Here is a 19,755-nt window from a genome sequence, read left to right as displayed (position 1 = left end):
TCGTTTTCCTTTTAAACCGAAGCTACGGGCTCTGCCGCTTCGTATTGATTCTGGGAGTAAAGCGCTGAAATTTGCTGCGCGAAATTAGCTAAAATCACGTCGCGTTTAGGTCTCCCGTTCGCGGTAAGCATGCCGTTACCTACCGAAAAGGCTTCCTCTACGCGCACATAACATTTTATTTGGGCGTAATCAGGGAGTTGCTGGTTGGCAAGCTCAATGGCGTTATCAATCACAGCAGCTGTTAGTTGTGTCGGGGTGTAAATAAGCGCCGTTAAAAATGGCTTGCCATCACCCACCACCACGCATTGCAGTAAAGGTACATAAGCAAGCAAAACGGACTCCGGCCACTCGGGAGAAATATTGCGTCCAAAGCTATTGATCAGAAGATTTTTTAGCCGACCTTCGATGACAAAATGCTGCTCACGCTTGGACACTCTATCGCCGGTTTTTAACCACGCATCTTGGGCTATCGCTTCGCCGCCTAAGTAACCTAAAAAGTTATTACCTTTGATCTCTAACTCATCTGCCACAATACGTGCCTGAATATGAGGCAGTAACTTACCAACGCTGCCATCTTGCTCACCAGTATTCAGTGCAACAACAGACCCCGACTCGGAAAGCCCATACCCTTGAAACACAGGTAAGCCCAGCCGTTTAGCTTGCTGTAGCAGTTCAGTGTCAACTTTAGCGCCACCGACCGCAATAAAGCGTAAACTTGCGGGGGGTTGCCACCCTTGCTGTGCGGCACTTAGCAGGCAACGCAGCAGCTCAGGCACTAAAATTAAGCTATTTGGTTGTACTTCACTTATCTTTTGCAGCAACTTTTGTGGATATAGCAACTGGCTGCCCGAAAAGCCTAGCGACGCAAGTTCGGTTACCTCAACCATGCCACCACTGAGTAGCGGCGCATACACACCCGCGATGTTTTCTAGCAACACCGGTAGCGGCAATAAACATAAGTGCTTAGGCCGATTAAGTGCGATGGTTTCGCATAAACTACTCGCCACGACAAGCTGGTTTTCAACCGACAGACATACGCCTTTTGGTGCGCCTGTTGAACCTGAGGTATAAGTGATCTTTTGCGTTTTAGGAAAATAGGCTCCCGTACTTTCACACCTAGTTTTATATACATAGATTGCTTGACCATAGACATCTAACACCGAATATTCAGCGCTATTTTCAAGCTTGGTATCGCTGATCAACCAGTTTGCTTTTGACTGCTCAAGGGTGTGTTCAACTTGCGCTGTGGTAAAGAAATGAGGTACTGGAATAGACACTTTATTCGCTTGTAATAGTGCAAAATCTACCAATAACCAAGCGATAGAGTTGTCTAGAGAGACCGCAACACTCTCGCCACTCATCACAATAAAGCGCTCAGCCAATGCTTGCGTGTAAGACTTTACCTCAGCAAAAGTGAGACGAGTTTGCCCTTGTTGTAAAAGCACATCACTGTCTTGATGTGGCAGTTTTTTTAAGAAATCACACATATAAAAATGCCTCTTTTAAGCTCGCGATTTCGACCTCGAGTCCTTGTAGTAAGTGTTGATACATTTCAGTGTTTGTGATCACCTGCAGGGCTTGATATAAATCGACCGAACAAACCATGGGAGCACATTGGTAATAGCTGCCATAATCTTTGGCTGAGGCGATAGTGCCGTGTGCCAAAGAAATCTTGTTAACCTCGACTTGGCATAACTTCATCAATGCACGCACTTGTTTGGTTGCCGTAAACACCAAGTAGCGGATATCACTCTCAAGCAGTGCTTGAGTCAGTACAATAAAGTGGCTTAACGTTGCCATTCGGCCTGTTGAGAACAAATTGCCAAGTTCTGCGATATGATGACGATCTGAAACCGTTGAGAGGCACTGCTCTACCGCACGATTAAGATACTGCTCCACAAATAATGCGTCTTTGGCTGCAAATCTAAGACCTAAAAAGCAATCGCTTTGGCGGTAGTTTAAATGGCTTAAAAGGGGATAATACTCATGAATGTCAGCGCCAAAAGCATGGGCAAAACCACTGTGGATAGCGTGCTCCAATTCAGCGCGCGCACCGCAAGTCTTGTTTGCCCATCTAAGACGACTTTGTGAGTTTGTTGCTTGTAGTGCTTCACCCATCGTTTTCACACCTTTCCTGTTCTGATGTAAAAACTTTAAAAAGCGAAAATTAAGAAAACCTTAAGTTTGAAAAAAGGCGGAAAAAATTTTTCGAAATACGCATTCCAGTTTTAAAACGCTTGCTTTCGGCTAATCACAAATACGGCAACGAGCGAGACCAAAATAAACAGTGCGGCGAGTAAAAAGGTCATTGAAAATGCCATATTCAGCTGTGCAGAGCTTGCCAAGGCCGCACTCTTTACCTGCAACAACAGGCTAAATACACCACCAAGTAATGAGGCTCCAGTCATTAGCCCTAAGTTTTTACATAAATTAATGAGCCCTGATCCCATGCCCTTTTCTTTTTCGGCTACTGTCGTCATCACAAAGGTATGGTGAGCCGCTAGAAACAACTGCCTTCCGGGAGTTAACACAAATAACGCGACAACATAGCCATAAAGTCCAAATAATGAAGGTAGGATTGCAAAGCTAATTGTCCCAATGAGGATCATCAGCAAGCCCAAAAACATGGCAAACGCGATGCCAAAATGATCAACCACCTCGCCTGACGGATAACCAGCGACAGCAGCAATACAAGGTCCAATAGACACAATAAGACCAACCGTGACCGGGCTCAGCCCTAACGCATAAGTGAGATAAAAAGGCCCGACAACTAATGTCGACATCGCGATGGCGTCAACTATAAAGCTCACGATTAACGAGGTGTTGCGTAGCTTGTGTTTCAGAAAAGCCAAACTCACAAGTGGAAATTGAGCATGCTTTTGGCTTTGTACAAAACAGTAGATAAAAGCCACTGAAAATAAGAAAAATACGCTATGCAAGACAAGACTAAACGAACTACTCGATGGCATAGCCAACACATAAAATAGGCATGACGCCGACAGCCACACGCTTCCAATAACATCAAAACGTTGTAGCTCAGGTGGATTTGCGACATCATCAGGCAGAAATCTTGCTATTAAAAAGTAAGCTGCACCACCAAGCAATATCATCAACCAAAAAGTGAACTGCCATGATAACCACTCTAGCATTGCGCCACTTAGCAATGGCCCCAGTGCCGTGCCAATCGCAGCGGTAGTACCGAGTAGCCCCATTGCAAGTCCAACTTTACGCTTTGGCATCACAACGCTTGCCAGTGCAAATACTTGAGATAATAACAGCGCAGCGCCAATGCCTTGGAACAGCCTAGCAGCAATCAGCATCCAAAGATTTACGCTCAGTCCAGCGACAATGGAACCCACACAAAAGACGCAGATCCCAATGCGAAGTGCCCTTTTTCGGCCAACACTATCTCCAACAGCGCCAGCACCAAGAATAAACGCGGTAAGCGAAAGCAAATATGCCACAACGACCCAATTCACCAATGCCTGCCCCACGCCAAACTCCTCAGCAAGTGTTGGCAACAAGACATTGATACTACTCATGCCAAGCGTAGGCAAAATGAGTACCACAGCCAAGCTGAACAACACCCGCTTTTGTCCGGCCCCCAGAGCAATTTTATCCTCTGTATTTACCGTATCTTCTAACATGCGTTACCACTCCTACCATTGCGCCATGCTAATAAGTGGTGACTGTACTACTTCAAGTGAACTTGAGGTCAAGAGTGTGGTTGGGTTTGAAGCTTGATTGGCTTAACTGGATTAACTGGATCAACTGGATCAACTGGATCAACTGGATTAGCAGCAAAGCCTTAGATAGTTTTAGCGAATCGAAAGCCAGTAACTTAATGTGCTGAGCAGCAGTGATTGGACCTCCGCCACAGCACTTTGATTATTAAGTTCCTAAAACCTTGTCGCTATGTTATTTATCACATTTTGAAACTGTAATTGTTGTCCAAAAACCTCTATTTTATGAATTACTTGCGCTTCAAGAACAAACGCTATCCCGTGTGTTTCCTCTTTGTTGTAACTACTAAATATCGTAATTTCTTGAATAGATTTTTGTTTGACATTCTGTATTTGATAGGTGCTTGCGACCTCTTCTGAAAGTATCTTGAGCCAAGCAGGCAATTTCATTCTTGAATCGACCTCAAATAAACTCCGTATAAATTGATGTTCATGCCCAGATAAATCAACAGCAGGTACAAACTTTTGCGGATCTAAAGTTTCGTGAAGTAATTTACTGTCTTTAAACGCTAACACTAACGTTTCAGACACATGCGAAATAGCGATAGGTAAGTCAACCTTTAACTTGACGACCTTCGATAAGGTAAGCTCTTGAGCGCTAACCTGCATGCCCCAAAGCAATAGAAAAGTTGCAAATATCATCCTTATCATGCGTTGTTCCTTTCAATTTATTTTATGTGATTGCCGCAAAGCGATTTAGCTTTCAGAGATCTCCTTGCAAGCAACTCGCTTTTGATTGCATAAACGGCAAATAGCCTAGGGCCTGTTTATCTTTCAAGTTTGTTTTTGCAGCAGTTTGATTGGTATTTATACAAGGCAGAGCCTGCGTCGCATAGTTATTCTATGTGAGTCAGGTGATAACACAGTAGAAATGCCAATCAAGCGCTGCCCTTTGGGTTCACTTGAGTGCGCTTTGCTCATTGTTGCTCAACTTTTGCCTAGATTACTAGGCGGCAAGTCGAGCGTCGCAACCAAAACACACTCAGGAGAACAAAAGTCAAACAGCAAAGGTCAACAGGCCCTACAGCACATAAATTAACTTTACCTTAATGCTGTTACCTCACAAACTTGATTGCACCAGTCACACTTCTTATCAATCATGTTTCCGAACTAATTTGCAATATTTTTGGCGTCATAGCATGACAATAACCTTTTGTTTTTATTTATTTTAATTTGGTGAGCGTGCAGATATTTTTGAGGGAGAGAGCGTAGTATAAAACAGGTACATTTATTGATGCATTGAAAAGAAAGTTTCAGTATGATGATTTATTGGCCACTTTGGAAATAATAATAAATAAGGAATAATGATGAAATACCTTGCCATTTTTTTGCTCATGTTTGCCTCTTTTCAGAACCATGCGGTTGTCAAAAGACATGATGTTGACCCTGACTTGTATAAGGTTAACAGCATTCCGCAGTTTTATGTTGATATGCCATTTCAAGGCGGTTCGGTGTTAATCGATAAGCATTGGTTATTGGCACCAGCTCACGTCATTTATACGTTTATGTATGACTACCAAGACAAACCTATCATGGTGCATGGCGTTGAAAATCAAATCGCACAAATCATTATTCACCCGGATTACAAAAAGGTAGAAGGTGACTGGAGTGAAGGCGACCCGGCACCGCTTATGGAGCAGCTAAATAACGCCAAAGACATTGCGTTAATTCGCTTAAGTAAGCCTGTGACACACATTCAACCCATCGCTATATATGAGGGAAATGAAGAGTTAGGCATGGAAATAACCGGGTTTGGTCGCGGCGCTATCGGAACGGGAATAACGGGTGAAGAGCACGACTCTGAGGGACCAAGCTTAACTACCTATGCATGGTACCAAGTCACCAAATTTTTCTCAGATTGGGCTTTCACTCAAGACGACTATCAAATGCATGTTTACAACAACGTGATCACAGAAGCAAAAGCACACTGGCTCAGATTTACCTTCGAACAAGGAGCCGATGCGCTACCGTTAGAAGGCACTATAGGCTCAGGAGATAGCGGCGGCGCAGCAATCATTTATCAAGGCTCAACTCCGGTATTGGTTGGATTAGCTGCATGGAGAGAAATTGAAGGCGATTTGGAAAATTATACTTTAGGAAAATACGGTTCAACCGCAGTATTAACGCGTGTATCTTATTACCAAGATTGGATAAATAAGCATATCAATAAAGGCCAGTAGCAGGTAAAGCGCGTCTAAAAGCAAACCATAAGACGGTTGCTAAATTTACGAAGGTAATAAGGTATGTTGATCGTTGTGATAAAACAGCCACTGCGACTAAAAGCTTACAGGAATGGTTTGCCAAGTAGTGACAAGTCTTTGTTAAATTTAAGCTTGTCTCTGCTTCCCTTTGAGCTTTAATAAACAATAGCAAGCTAAATGATAGGCTCTTTGGCGTCATTGTATTGTAGTTTATCATTTACAGCCTCATTCTGCTCCAATACATCATGTCTAAAGTACCTAGCCGACAGCACTTTTCTATTGGCAACACCCAGCTTGTCGTAAATGTTTCCACAATGAAACTTCACGGTATTTGATGAAACATGCAGCTCAAATGCAATGTCTTTATAGGACTTCCCTGATAATAAAAGTAGTAATACATCACGCTCTCGGCTTGATAATTTAGAAAAACAGCAAGACACACCCACCTCCTTGATCACATAAAAATTACCTTTAAACTCAACATTAACATTCAAATACTTTCACCTCAATAAAAACAACCCTTCATTTACTTTCATATTGATAGCAGCTGTTATCTGAAGCGGTATACATCAAACAATTTTCGGCGCAACAGCATCACTCGCAACTCCTCAGCAGCTATAACCATTTGGCAAAAGTTGGTCGCCTCAAAACTACCCACTTAGATAGTTTCATTTAACTTACGTACTGATAAATTAAAAGTTCAGCATTAAGGTACAAAAGTAAACATTATTAACTTTTAAGGCCAATAAGAGCTGATTGATATGACAACGTCACTACGAGTGAATTACGAAGTAATGCCTCCAGACATAGACTTCTGTAATTCGAGATATTAATAACAATCTTTTACAAGGAAAGCTCATGATAGAAAAAAGTAATTTATTCAACCAACTACAACAACACGAGGGAAAGGTAACAGAAAGCCCACTAGTGACTAAGCTACTAGAGCCTGAAGTATTACCTTCCATTTCAGGTGGAAACTACGCCCAGTGTGGTGGCTCAAATCCTGGCTATGGACAAAATGGAGGAAGTTACGACCAGAGAAATGATGGGAGTGGTTACACTCAAGGTTCTGGAAGTTACAGCCAGCGCTGTTCATAAGTATAAATCTATGCCCATGTAATGCAAAAGCATGGGCTACTTTTAGCCTAAAAATAGAAAGAGATAATAATGCTAAAGTCTATAGATAGATTGCAGGTTATATTAAAAGTATCTGAAAGATGTAATTTAGCATGTACATATTGCTATTATTTTTTTGGTGGCGATGATTCTTACAAAGATAGACCTGCATTAATTTCAGGCAAAACCGTTGATGACTTGATTGACTTCCTCCTTCGTTCATTAAAAGAAATAAAGATTTCTGTTATCGAGATAGCTTTACATGGTGGGGAGCCTTTGATGCTCCCGCTTAAAAAGTTTTCAGATTTATGTGAAAAACTAAGTAAAGGGCTGTCTGAGCATACCCAGTTGAAGTTATCAGTACAAACTAATGTAACTCTAGTTACTGAAGAGTGGATTACGCTCTTCGAGAAATATCAGGTGAGTCCAGGCTTAAGTATTGATGGCCCAAAGAGCTTCAATGATAAATTCAGAATCGACCACAATGGTAAAGGCTCTTATGACAAAATAAAGGCGGGCACTGAACTTATAACCAAGGCGGCCTCCGAAGGACGACTTACTCAGCCTGGTGTCATTAGCGTATTAAATGGCACCTTTGACTATAAAAAAATCACTGAGCACTTAGTTGAAGATTTAAATATAAAAAATTTAAGCTTCTTATTCCCAGATATAAGTCATGACGACCCATTCCCTAACAATACAACAATCAATGATTATAAAAAAGCAGTGCTCGATATTTTTAATCTTTGGAGAGAAACTAATAATTTTTCAACACGTCAAATTGAAGACAAATTTAGAATATTTCAAAAGAGGGAAGGAGGAGACAATAGACCATATGATCGAAAAGAAATAATAAACAATCAAATAATTTGTATTCAATCAGATGGAACGATAACCATTGATGATTCATTCATTCCAACGAGTGAATGGCGAAAAATGGCGCCAACAAGCAACGTAAAAGAAACCACATTAAGATCATTTTTGGAACACGAAATTTTTAAAGAGATAGATAAAATTTACAAAGAAACACCTGAAGGCTGTAAAGACTGTGTATGGGAGAAGCTCTGCAGAGGCGGAGACTTAGAAAATAGATACAGTAAAAACAACGGGTTTAATAACCCATCCGTGTTTTGCGAGGCAATAAGTGCATTATATTTTGAAATTACTCAGCATTTAGTCTCCAATGGCTATCCTAAAGATGAAATCCTTAAAATTATAGAAGGGAAGTAAAATGATTAAGATTTTTATATTTTTTAGTTCGATGATACTTTCATTCTCTAGTTTCGCAAAAGAGAGCTGTACTTTTCCTGTAAAGTTAATACTTAAACAAAGCCCAAAAGGATTGCAGGTCGAATATCGAGCTAGCAAACCTTACACTGCATTGAAACTCAACGCATCGAAAGAAACAGAATCTGCATTTTTAAATATTAACCAGAGGGAAAATATAGCTCATCATAGTAGTAACATAGTTCTAATGAATGATAAAGGCTTAACTACCTCATTCCTTCTATCCCCCTTAAATAAGTATATTAACGCAACATACGCGCCATACGTGAATTTAGGAGACTCTCATGGCGTATTCATGACCGCAATCACTCCAATTGCAATGAAAATAAAGCCAGATGACGAATGGGAAAGTTTAGAAGAAAATTGCATCACTTTTTTCGCAGAAAAAGACAAAAAACTGGTAAGTGTAGAGAAGAAAAATAACTTTTTGATATTTAACTTTAACGAAGAATCAGTGCTCGTCAGTAAGAAAAGTAAATTCAACTTCATCTTCAATGATAATCTACCACAATGGCTAAGTGATCTGATAACTGAAAATTTCAAAAAGTTTCACAGTTATTACAGTAAAGAATTAGCACTATCAAATGATAAAAAGTTAACCATTGTTGCAAGCTTCGAGAGTCCAGAGTCTGATTTTTATGATGGCGGGGTGCATAATGGTAACACTTTTGTCTTAAGGTTTGGTGGTAAACGTTACCTCAACTTTAGCCCTGCTATTGCTCAACACCTAGAACAATTTATCGCTCACGAAGTATTCCATATTTGGACAAGTAATGACAGTCATGAACCTCACTGGCTTAGCGAAGGTGGTGCTGAATTCGCAGCAAATATAGCCAAGCTCAATTTAAAGCTCATCGATAGGGAGCAGTTTGACACACAAAATAATCTTCAAAAGCTCACCTGTTCGCTTGAGCATAGCTATAAGGTAATACCGGGAACGCAGTATTGGCCAGGCCGCTATAGCTGCGGACATGCATTTTTACATCACTTAATTGGGGAAAAACAATTTTTTCACTACTGGCGACAAAAACTTCTTAACACTCGAGAAAATAGTCTCAATCACTTCGTGAGTAATATATCTCCTGAAAGTAAAACGGCGTTAGGTGCGCTCACTTCTGGCAACTCAACTCCCCCACCCGAAGAAGCGATAATAAAAAGTTATCAGCAGCTAATCGGTGAAATAATAATTAATAAATCAACTCCTAACCACATATTAAAAAAAGCAATTTTTAGGCATTTTATGACGTCGGCATGTGATGGCTTTTTTTCATTCGAAACTCGCGAAGAGCGAGTAAGAATATACCAACATTCCAGTTGTCCATCGAGTTTCGAAAAAGCAAACGGATACATCGAAAAGATAAATTCGCTGGATATTCGAAGCGACGGATATTTGCTTTTAGATAGCTATAATAAGTCATGCTCTACGAGAGGTGTCCTAACTGTTGAAGGGAAAGAATTTTCTGCAGATTTACCATGCAAATTTTCACCTTCTATCTTTAAGAACTTTCGAATCCAATAAAAACAACAAAATAATGGAAGAACACAAATGATATTGCATGTACTAGCCCCCCCTCATACCGTAACAACAAATCAGGACTATCTGTTTTGCGCCTTCACGCAAAAAGTCGTCAAATTCTGCAAAATGATGAAACCTTTTTTTAAGATCATTCATTATGGTCATGAACGATCAGAGGTTGACTGCCATGAACATGTAACTGTGACGACCGACGACATTTTAACTAAAGCATACGGCGGTAAAAGTTGGCAAGATAGTTATTGCAATCACAGCACATTGGACATCGCTCATCATAAATTTAAACAAAATGTTCAACGAGAACTAGAAATTAGAGTTGAAGCTGGAGACGCTATTTTATGCTTTTGGGGTAATAGTATGGAAGAAGCGGTATCCATGTTCGAGGAAAAATGTTTCATCATAGAACCAGGCATCGGCTACGATGGCAAGGGATGTTTTGCTCCTTTTAAAATATTCGAGTCATATGCTCATATGAGCTATGTTTACGGTCAATTGGGGATAACACATCCCAAACGTTACGACGCAGTAATACCAAACTATTTTGATTGTGATGATTTCGAATACTGTGAAGCTAAAGATAACTATTTTTTATATCTTGGTAGGATGGATCCCAATAAAGGTTTAGTAATAGCTGTTGAAGCAACGAGAAAAGCCAACGCTAAGCTTATTGTCGCAGGTCCGGGAGATATCAATCACCTAAGTTATAAAACAATTCCAAGCCATGTTGAGTTTGTGGGTTATGCTGATTTAAATAAAAGAAAGCATTTACTTAAAAAGGCCAAAGCTCTCTTTCTGCCAACTATTGTTCTTGAAGTGTTTGGGGGCGTTATGATCGAAGCCATGTTGAGTGGTACACCTGTAATTTCTAGTGATTGGGGCGGCATTCCAGAAAATAATCTACATGGCCTCACAGGATTTAGGTGTCGTAACGAAGAGCAGTTTTACTGGGCAACCAAAAATATAGATAAAATTTCTTCAAAACATTGTAGAGAATGGGCTGAAAACAACTACTCAATGGAACGCGTTGCAAAAATGTATTCAAGCTACTTAATAAGTCTAAAAAGAAACTTTAGACATCAAACTAGAGAGCAAACGTTGCAACAAGATTACTCAGAGTTAGCAGAATTAGACTGGCTTAATAAGTACTATCCAGCAATAGAGTCATAAGTTAAGCCTAGCCAATTTAACTTAATCTTGACTTCGGATAAGAATTTAAAAAATCAAAGGAACGAATAGCTCACTTCCTGACCAGTTCATTCGACCAAAAGAAACGAGCGTGAATAAGTTAGTTGAAACCTATTGCGAGGGTCTGTCACGTCATTCGCGCCAAGAGAAATAAGGTATTTGAAAGCATTGCTCAGGATAGCAAAGGCACCATGGTCTGATCGTTTAGATTTACACTGCATTTGATCGTCAATCACATAGGTGAAATTGTGGCGTTGAAGCTAACAAACGTAGATGATCGAAAGCTGGTGACAGAAATGGCCTACACGCTCTTTCGCAAACTCTGCGGTTACAGAAGTTACATAAACACAGCACTGTCAGGAGAACTCATAGGGGAAACAATGTGAGAAGTGCAGGTCAAACAAGCGCTTTTGCGCTGAATGAAAATATAGAGGTTGGATAAATAATAAGTGAACTTTTATATTTACTTTGCACTAGATAACGATATATCGGTTAATACAATCATCAAATCCCAATAAAAAGCGCCTACTGGAGCGGAAGTTTTTAGATTTTGTTGGTATTAGTCCAAAGCATTTAAGTAAACTTGTACGCTTGCAAAGCACTTTAACACTAATCGTAAAGACAGCATCACTAACATCGCGTACAAAAGTAATTGCTATAACAATTTCACTTTAATAAGGACTTTAAAGCATTCATAAGAGTTAAATTCTCGAAATTTTTTCGATAACGAAAGCAGTTTCTTCGCGTTATTTTTAGATGCAGAAGGCAATCGCTGAGGTCTGCATTCGCCAATATAAATATGTTGCTATTTTCGCTTTGCACAACCAGATATTTACAGCCTGAAATCATAGCGAAATCTACTATACTGTAGCGAGCTCCATTTTGTCGGCCTTCATTTCGACACTTTAAGGATCATAAATTTGTTAATTTTTAGGGGACCAAATATGAAAGTCATCTGTTCATTGTTTTCAGCTGTTCTGTTTGCTATTACCACATCCGCACTTTCTTATGAAATAGGGAAAAAAGCAGTAAAGAACGAGTCCGCCCCCACCTTTGATACGGATAAATTAGGAATCGTCGGCATCGAATGGGAGCGGAACCACGAAAAAATGACTGTATTAGCTTTACAGTGTTTGGCCGAAGCAAATATCAATGAAACTGAAATCACCAATATGCCGAACGAATGCAATTCACAGATTTCAGAGAATAACAACATTGACATATATTCATCGCCCAATAAGTATCCGGAGGCGATTAGAGATTACTACCAACTGGTAAAGTCGATTAGATGGTCTGATGATCCGACACGGCAAGTGCAGAATAAGGATAGAACCGCAGCCAAATTTGCAGCTACCATAAAGCGTGTTTGTAACCGCAGACTGGATGATGACCCTGATAACAAGATTGATATTACAGATGACGGATTACTTTGTGCCAGTCATTTAGGGGAATTACAATTTTTACACTCCATGGCATCAGCTAACGGCATACCAAGCGAGAAGACTCTGAATAAGGTTATCGAATGGTCAAATTTTGCTTTCAATCTATCTCTTGGTTCAAGCGACCTTAGTCAACCGTATTGCGACCACTGGTCTAGTGGTGAATACCCAAATATTGAACCAGCGCTTGGGGTAGACAATGTAAGAGCAAAAGGCTGGTGTGAGGAAAGACCTATTAGTTTTTGGTCTCGTTTATTTAACACTGAGCTTTGGAATGGCAAACAAAAGACTTTCAAGGGATTCAGTGTTGCAACGACGTTCAACTTAGCGTGTGACGGAATGTTTATTTCCGCTAGCTGTACGGTTATTGAAAACGAAGATGAGGTTCGGATGGCTGCATTAGGGTCAGTCTTACATTTGATTCAAGATTCATATTCAAAAAGCCACACTGATAGAGGAGCCCCTGGAGTTTCACCTTCTGTTAAATGTGATCCAGTAAAGGCTTTTCGGAGTTACAAGGATCAGAACACACAAATTCATACGAAGTCGGACAAGTGGCCCAGTTTTGATTCAAACTGCCGCAATCGAGAAGAAGGAAACACAGTTGATCCAATTACGGCTTCTGCACAGATAATTTGGTTGCACGCGAACCCAAAGACGACAAATACAACTGTGACCACACTTATTAACTCTGTATATGGAGAAGTTCCAAAGGGCGTGTTGTCTAATGCTGGTGAAGGCTATTCAGCTGAATAATGGAAAGGAAAACGTTTACGCATTACTGACGCATTCAATTTATAACTATTGAAACTACAAACCAAATCATAGAACAACTAGAGGTATCGGAGGATGTCAGCTTAACACCTTCGATGCCCTAAAACCTAAAAAGCTTTATAAATCTCGCCAGAATAACACTTAATCATTAGAATTCATTTTTTGATTTATAAAAGTAAAACAAAGATAAGATAACCAACAAAATAGCAATACTAAAAAAGAGTTCATTAAACTCTCCGTCAATAAAGCTAGCAATAAAAAACAATAAAGTAGCTAAAACAAACCCGATAACATTTGAACTTTTCATAAGCTAACCCCCATATTGCAAAAAATCCCACAGTTTGGGGTTCTAGGGATTTTCCCCTCGAAAGTAACATAGAACCCCTCTAATACTAATTAGCTGGTGGCATTACCTGTTAAAACATATACATATGCCAACAAAAAGTTATTACTTTCCAACATATCTTAGGGCCAATCTAAAGCTTTTAAAGTTGGCTGCGGGTCCATTCGGATCTGAACCACTGTGTTGTTCGCTTCCAAAGAAACCGCCATAGTATCCACCCCGCAAATAGATATCTTGACCAGAAAAGTCGTTGGTCATGGTAAAGTCGTAAATATAGCTATAAAGATCGTACAAACCATAAGCATTAGGTGGCGCTATTGTGCCAACTCTAAGCATATCATTGCTATGGGCTTGTGCTGGGGACATACCAGATAACTCCTTGCCTTGTTTGTCCAATGGCAGAGAGCCGGAATAATATTGTGTTGTAGTACCTGCACGGCAAGCATGGATCCATTCTTCTACACTTGGCAAAGAAACTTCCCAACCAGTGCCCACCAGATCACTATTCAATTTTGCAGCGAAGTCAACACACTCTTGACGAGTTACTTTATTCACTGGGTTATCATCAAGTTTAAACTCACTTGGTGTCGAACCTGTCACTCGCTGCCATTCTATTTGACTAATCTGAAATTTCCCTACGTAATAAGGTTCCAAGTGAGGACGGTGCTCACTTCCACTCATTAAAGGTGGCACCAACCGCATCAATGCTCTAACACCTAAGGTATTCAGGACTATTTCTAATGGGTAACCTGCATCAACATACTGTTTTTGTGTTAAATAGGCCTGTGCACTGCCGCTCGCTAATGTCACACCTTTACACAGTTGCTCAAAGCTTTCCAACTGTTTGACAGCAGATATTTTTATTTTGCTCTGACTGATTAGGTTATGTAAAGCCAGCTTACCCGCACTATCGGGTAATTCGACCCGAGTAAAATCGTTTGTAACTCCGGCATAAGCGATACCGGTTAATTCCGATATTTGTTTATGCCAAGTAGTTAAGTCGTCCATGGAAAATTTACTTAATGAATCGTGGCCACAGGCTCTTGCCATAATTTGCATAAGGTGTGTACTGGCATAAAAGAAACTATCCAGATCATCCGCTCTATCAGCTATGTTCAGTTTATTAACCAGGTTTTGATCCTGAGTAGCAATTCCTGCCGGGCAGTTACCTGAATTACAAATTCTTGCGCCAACACAACCGATTGCCTGCAGCACACTGTTTGATAAAGCAATACCATCCGCTCCTAGCGCCATAGCTTTGATAAAATCAGCCGGGACTCTTAGCCCACCTGTAATGATTAGGGTTACTGAATCTGAGGCTCCCTTTTTCATCCCCTGAGCATCAAGATAATTTCTTGCTCGGGCTAGCGCAGGAATAGTTGGAACAGAAATATGATCTCTAAATATATTGGGTGCAGAACCTGTACTGCCGCCTCGACCATCAAGGATGATGTAATCAGCAGTGGCATCCAAAGCAAACTGAATATCACGTTCAATATGGTTTGCGCTGATTTTAAAACCAATGGGTACGCCGCCCAGCCCTTCCCTTATCAGGTCAGCAAAGTCTTTGAATTCACCCGGACTTGTAAAGTCCTCGTAGGTAGGAGGAGAGATTGCTGTTTGGCCTTCTGTAATATGACGCACCTCAGCAATCTCTTTGGTAACTTTAGCGCCTGGTAAATGACCGCCGGTACCCGTTTTCGCGGCTTGCCCGCCTTTAAAGTGGAAGGCTTTAACTTTGCCGTTATATTTTTCAAAAAAATCTGCTTCTTTACCTGGTTTAATACCGTTTCGAGCAGTCCCCATTTCAAACAGGTAACGATTATTGGCGGCCAGTTCCTCTGCCAGTATTCCTCCTTCGCCAGAGCAAATGCCAGTTCCTGCGTAGTTTGCTCCTTTAGCTAACGCTATTTTAGCGTTTTTTGATAAGGCACCATAACTCATGTCTGAAACAAACATGGGTATATCCAACACTAAAGGGCTTTTAGCTCTGGGACCAATAACCAGCTGAGTATCGACGGTTTCTCCGTCAAATAGCGGTTTTTTTGCGAGTTGGGCAGTTAACAACTGAATATCGTCCCACTTAGGTAAGGTATTTTTGGGCACTCCCATTGAAGTATTGGGGCCGTGATTGATATGGCCTGACTCATCTGACGCAAGATCTCGACCGAGTTCAATCAGTTCTATTATGTCAGCTCGTTTATCTTCAATACTGTTTTTGATCTGTCTTTTTAATTCGGTATCCATATCTTTACCCCTTTATTTTGCACGCAAGTATTCTGTTAGAACAGCTTTTACATCATCGGGAAACTGCCCACTTGGCGGCATAGGGTTGACGGTTTCATATAAACGGTTAATGATCCGCTCGCGTATTTCAAGCCGCTTAAAGTCGGTTTCCGTGACCAATCTAGGTGAAGCCATATCGCTGGTATGGCAGAAGCTACAATGGTCCTGGAGATATTTAAGCGGTTGTTCTTTTACCCTGGTCATAGTCCAGTGTTCGTCCCATGAACAGTTATTGTCTTTCGCAGAACAACCTTTGATGTGTTTTATAGCCTTGATATAACGAGCGATGCTTTGTTTCTCGCGCTCGGCGTTTCGTTCAGCCACTGAATCGTACCCAAGCCTAAGCGGCAGTAACCCATCGATTAGTACTTTCTTGTCGTGAAAGCCTTCGTTTCTCAATGACTTGGAAACATTACTTAAGTAAAGTTTTGAGCGAATGTGATACTTTTTAACATCATCAGGGTTTAGCTGCCCAAGTACAAAGCCTGCGTGCACAAATCGATCACCGTAGTCAGCGTTACCGATGGCATGACAAACGGTACAAGGCTTGGCTTCCTCGTCCATTAATCGCATCGGGTGATTCCATTTAGCCGCCATCAAGTTGTTATAATACTTATCTCCGATGTCAAAACCTTCAGATTGAGCTAACTCATTTATATAAGCTGCAAGCTCTCCTTTCTGATCAAACGGTGATATAGGATCGTACAACATACCGGGTCGACGCTTTGGGATAACACTTTCACACTTGGTATTTAGGCGCTCGCGACGAGGCATATTTTCCCTAGCCACTTCACATTCCTTTATGCTGTTGTAATGCTGAGAGCAGGATTGAGTTTTAGGATCGACAGCACAAGCAACGGGCTCTGTAAAAGGAAAACGTACAAATGGTCCCTGAGAATGACAGCCGACACAACCACCAACAGGTAATGACCAATGTTTGACCGACTCGGGATCAAAGTCGGTAAAGTTTGGCGGTGGAATTTTCTTACCAGTAACCAGAGGAATAGCCGCTATATTTTCAATTTTTGTACTGCTTTCCTCCGTTTGTTCATTCACAGAAGTTAAGATCCATTTCCCCTTAACTTCCGCTTCTAATGTTGGCTGACCAGCAAAAAAACAGGTTTTCCCAGTATCTCTGTTGTAACCTATCATGCCAAGCTCATTATAAAGATGTGGGTCATCCATTATTTTGTTGTTTTTTCTACATATATAAACCCAATCAACTTTATTACCATTAGCCAATACATTATTAATGTATTTAATTCTGTCACCAGGAACACAGCCAACATTTTTCATATCGCGAAATATAGCACTGGGCTTATCACAAGTTGTAACATCAGCAAAACCACTACTATTAAAACTGACTTGCTCACTTCCACTACCAAACCTTGGAATACTTGCTGGTATGTTGTGGCGGTTCAGAGAAACAACTGAACCGTCTGCCATAGTCCTGGTCATAGGGATCGGCTGAGCCAACGTGCAGTCAACCTGTTCAACAGGGATTTGACCAAGCTCTTCTTCACAAATTTCAAAGTATTTTTTATTAATCAAAACTTCGATAGTGGTTGGTTCTGGTCGCCTTTTGGTTATAGGGTCACCCTGCCCTGAATATATATACCCATCAGGTAATTGTTGAGTACTGTTAGCCTCTTTTGCAACGACGAAAGAGCTAAGACATGAGAGAAATAAAATAACTTGGACTACATTTACCATAACAAACCGCCCCTGATTAACTGCCAACGTACTGTTGACCGCAATGACTAACAAATATATAAAAAAATTAACACAAGGCCGTTCATGATGATATTACATAGTATTACATTCAAGCTGACTTGAAATTCGTTGGGAGAGCCGCAATTATCTTGTTTTGCTTGATTGACTTTGCAGAAGATAACCCCCCATTTTAGTTATATCAGGACTTCCAAACTTGAATATCGATATATAGCTAGATGGGGTTCGATGTTACTTTAGAAGGGAAAATCCCTAGACTTCCATTTTGATGCGATAAAAGGCACCTTTTTCGACGTGTATCAAAGGTAAACGCCTCCGAATTACCCCGCTCCAAGATAAGCTTCGCCAAAACCCAACCTAGTTTGTGAGTACACTCGACTTATAAACTAACGTTCTGATCAGCCTTATAAGGTGGCATGTTAATGACGGTGAAGAAGTCTTTGTCGTGTTAGATGGTGTTGTTGACATGTTTTATAAAGAGAATGGTATTGAGCAATCAGCCCTGTTGCAAATTGGTGATATTTTTTATGCATCAATTGGCACTGAGCATGTTGCTCATCCTCGTGGAGCGCCGAGAATTTTGGTCATAGAATCAGAGGGAAGTGTATAAAAACTAGTGTAAGCATGATCCACTACCCTTATTTATACAAACAAAGAAGTGGTTTAGATGAACGAACTAATGTAGGGTTTGTTCAGATGAGTTGGTTAAGATAAACGCTAACTTTTCTATATTAGCTTTTGGTTCATTCCTTGAACTTTGCAACTAAGGTAAGCAAATTTAAAGCGGGATTAAAGGCAGATACATGCCTTGTCATTTGCTTTAATGTTGAAGTTTATGAGTCTTAAGACAGCCTATTGATGAAACGTTCAGCACGCGCAAAGAGCTTGTCACACTCATCTTTCTGCTCGCTATACTCAACCGTATCTTCCGCAAGAGCATCAAGCACTTCTTTTGCTTGACGATATTCACCTACCACTTGTTCAAGTTTACCTTCAAAATCCTCTTTCCGTGTTTTTTTACTACTTTGTCTTCTTGGTCTAGCCATAACTCACTTCTCTTTAAATCAAAGCCCCAATAATTTCTTTCGCTCTCGTTCAGACAGAATATCTTCGATTTTTCTTCTTACAACGTGAATATTATTTGACTTACTTTTATCAAGAGCCGCGTCTTCGCCACTCTTTTTTTTCGACTGCTTTTTCAATTTAAAATCCTACCTCTCAAAACAAAATAATATGAACGAAAACGCATAAAACTCCCTTTCTATGTGAGTTAAAAAACGCACATCGATTAAATGGAATTTTATGAAATTATGGTGTTAATATTGAAATGGACTTTTACTTTGAGAGATGGATATTGACTGGAAGTCCTCTCCAGTCTATTCGCCACTTATACTAAAGTAACGTTAGCAGCATTTGGACCTTTAGCCCCCTGCTCAACATCAAAGGCCACTTTTTGACCTTCATTCAGTGTTTTAAAGCCTTCGCTTACAATTGATTTAAAGTGAACAAAAACATCTGGACTACCATTTTCAGGTGTAATAAAACCAAAACCCTTTAACTCATTAAACCATTTTACTGAACCTAAAATCTTGTTAGACATATATACCTCGATATATTAAAAAATATTAGTTACTAAGTATGTAATAAAGGAAAAGATATCGCAGAGCATATATGACGAACTGGTTCGAAAGGAAACTGAGAAGAACTTGAACTAAATGTTACATTAATAGGTAACTTATTGAGTCACCCACTATACACGAAATATGACTAATAGATATAAGTTTCTTTTTTATTTTATTTATTCAACAAAATCAACAGCAAAACCTTTAGCATTACACCCTCGACTATAGATGCTTACTACACCTCACCCAAATATTGGATCATCCGTCCTGAGTGTTTCTCTTCTTTAAAGTCACAACTGATTAAACGATTCTGAAAAAAATTATCTGTTAAGCAGCGGGTGTCGTGGATATCGCCGCTTGCTAATCGTGATGGGTGATGAGATGGACGCTCCCAAATCGGCGTCAATGCGCCAAACTGATAGTTGCAAACACAGTTATTAGGAGAGTCCATCATGAATAACGTTAGCACGCTTTCAATTGATCTAGCAAAAAAT

The 19,755-nt window shown here is 40.3% G+C and carries 15 protein-coding genes and 3 pseudogenes; 8 read left to right on the top strand and 10 right to left on the bottom strand.

Annotation, left to right across the window (positions count from 1 at the left end):
* Window positions 1-11: 11 nt before the first annotated feature.
* The 4 genes from L1271_RS22200 to L1271_RS22185 all read right to left on the bottom strand — a co-directional run bounded on the left by L1271_RS22200 (window position 12) and on the right by L1271_RS22185 (window position 4,394).
* On the bottom strand, window positions 12-1,487 hold the full coding sequence (locus L1271_RS22200) for an AMP-binding protein (protein ID WP_235368824.1): 1,476 nt from the start codon (window positions 1,485-1,487) through the stop codon (window positions 12-14).
* Window positions 1,480-2,118: a thermostable hemolysin gene (locus L1271_RS22195; RefSeq protein ID WP_235368823.1), complete on the bottom strand. Its 639-nt coding sequence runs from the start codon at window positions 2,116-2,118 to the stop codon at window positions 1,480-1,482. Before L1271_RS22195 ends, L1271_RS22200 begins: the two co-directional genes overlap by 8 nt.
* A 110-nt stretch (window positions 2,119-2,228) precedes the next feature.
* Window positions 2,229-3,647: an MFS transporter gene (locus tag L1271_RS22190; protein ID WP_235368822.1), complete on the bottom strand. Its 1,419-nt coding sequence runs from the start codon at window positions 3,645-3,647 to the stop codon at window positions 2,229-2,231.
* Between the two features lie 252 nt (window positions 3,648-3,899).
* Complete coding sequence (locus L1271_RS22185; RefSeq protein WP_235368821.1) at window positions 3,900-4,394, bottom strand: hypothetical protein; 495 nt, start codon at window positions 4,392-4,394, stop codon at window positions 3,900-3,902.
* Between the two features lie 653 nt (window positions 4,395-5,047).
* Here L1271_RS22185 and L1271_RS22180 point away from each other — a divergent pair.
* Complete coding sequence (locus tag L1271_RS22180; protein ID WP_223229984.1) at window positions 5,048-5,923, top strand: trypsin-like serine protease; 876 nt, start codon at window positions 5,048-5,050, stop codon at window positions 5,921-5,923.
* A gap of 194 nt (window positions 5,924-6,117) precedes the next feature.
* Here the strand turns inward: L1271_RS22180 and L1271_RS22175 are convergent, their stop codons facing one another.
* Window positions 6,118-6,438 (bottom strand): response regulator transcription factor, encoded by a 321-nt coding sequence (locus L1271_RS22175; RefSeq protein ID WP_010603835.1) that lies wholly within the window; start codon window positions 6,436-6,438, stop codon window positions 6,118-6,120.
* A gap of 364 nt (window positions 6,439-6,802) precedes the next feature.
* On the opposite strand from L1271_RS22175, the gene L1271_RS22170 reads away from it, so the two are divergent.
* From L1271_RS22170 to L1271_RS22145, 6 genes and pseudogenes are all read left to right on the top strand, one after another.
* Window positions 6,803-7,042 (top strand): hypothetical protein, encoded by a 240-nt coding sequence (locus tag L1271_RS22170; RefSeq protein ID WP_010603836.1) that lies wholly within the window; start codon window positions 6,803-6,805, stop codon window positions 7,040-7,042.
* Window positions 7,043-7,111: 69 nt separating this feature from the next.
* Window positions 7,112-8,290: a radical SAM protein gene (locus tag L1271_RS22165; protein WP_010603837.1), complete on the top strand. Its 1,179-nt coding sequence runs from the start codon at window positions 7,112-7,114 to the stop codon at window positions 8,288-8,290.
* Window position 8,291: 1 nt separating this feature from the next.
* The gene (locus tag L1271_RS22160) at window positions 8,292-9,866 is read left to right on the top strand and encodes a hypothetical protein (RefSeq protein ID WP_211865237.1); all 1,575 of its coding nucleotides are present in this window, start codon (window positions 8,292-8,294) and stop codon (window positions 9,864-9,866) included.
* A 27-nt stretch (window positions 9,867-9,893) separates the two neighbouring features.
* Window positions 9,894-11,048: a glycosyltransferase gene (locus L1271_RS22155; protein ID WP_010603839.1), complete on the top strand. Its 1,155-nt coding sequence runs from the start codon at window positions 9,894-9,896 to the stop codon at window positions 11,046-11,048.
* Window positions 11,049-11,188: 140 nt separating this feature from the next.
* A pseudogene (locus L1271_RS22150) lies at window positions 11,189-11,437 on the top strand (transposase); the annotation flags it as partial.
* Window positions 11,438-12,010: 573 nt separating this feature from the next.
* The gene (locus L1271_RS22145) at window positions 12,011-13,261 is read left to right on the top strand and encodes a hypothetical protein (protein ID WP_235368820.1); all 1,251 of its coding nucleotides are present in this window, start codon (window positions 12,011-12,013) and stop codon (window positions 13,259-13,261) included.
* A gap of 466 nt (window positions 13,262-13,727) precedes the next feature.
* Here L1271_RS22145 and L1271_RS22140 read toward each other — a convergent pair whose 3' ends face one another.
* Window positions 13,728-15,869 (bottom strand): glutamate synthase-related protein, encoded by a 2,142-nt coding sequence (locus tag L1271_RS22140; protein WP_235368819.1) that lies wholly within the window; start codon window positions 15,867-15,869, stop codon window positions 13,728-13,730.
* Between the two features lie 12 nt (window positions 15,870-15,881).
* On the bottom strand, window positions 15,882-17,621 hold the full coding sequence (locus L1271_RS22135) for a hypothetical protein (RefSeq protein WP_235368818.1): 1,740 nt from the start codon (window positions 17,619-17,621) through the stop codon (window positions 15,882-15,884).
* Window positions 17,622-18,032: 411 nt separating this feature from the next.
* On the opposite strand from L1271_RS22135, the pseudogene L1271_RS22130 reads away from it, so the two are divergent.
* Window positions 18,033-18,249 (top strand): annotated as a pseudogene (locus L1271_RS22130) (cupin); the annotation flags it as partial.
* Window positions 18,250-18,481: 232 nt separating this feature from the next.
* Here the strand turns inward: L1271_RS22130 and L1271_RS22125 are convergent.
* From L1271_RS22125 to L1271_RS22115, 3 genes and pseudogenes are all read right to left on the bottom strand, one after another.
* Window positions 18,482-18,685: a hypothetical protein gene (locus L1271_RS22125; RefSeq protein ID WP_235368816.1), complete on the bottom strand. Its 204-nt coding sequence runs from the start codon at window positions 18,683-18,685 to the stop codon at window positions 18,482-18,484.
* A 341-nt stretch (window positions 18,686-19,026) separates the two neighbouring features.
* Window positions 19,027-19,239 carry a transcription antiterminator/RNA stability regulator CspE gene (gene cspE, locus L1271_RS22120; RefSeq protein WP_010375758.1) on the bottom strand — a complete coding sequence of 71 codons (213 nt, stop codon included), beginning with the start codon at window positions 19,237-19,239 and terminating at the stop codon, window positions 19,027-19,029.
* Between the two features lie 257 nt (window positions 19,240-19,496).
* Window positions 19,497-19,755: pseudogene (locus L1271_RS22115) on the bottom strand (hypothetical protein); the annotation flags it as partial.

The organism is Pseudoalteromonas sp. OF5H-5 (assembly GCF_021530695.1).
Taxonomy (GTDB): Bacteria; Pseudomonadota; Gammaproteobacteria; order Enterobacterales; family Alteromonadaceae; genus Pseudoalteromonas.
This window is presented reverse-complemented; position numbering and strand designations above follow the sequence as displayed.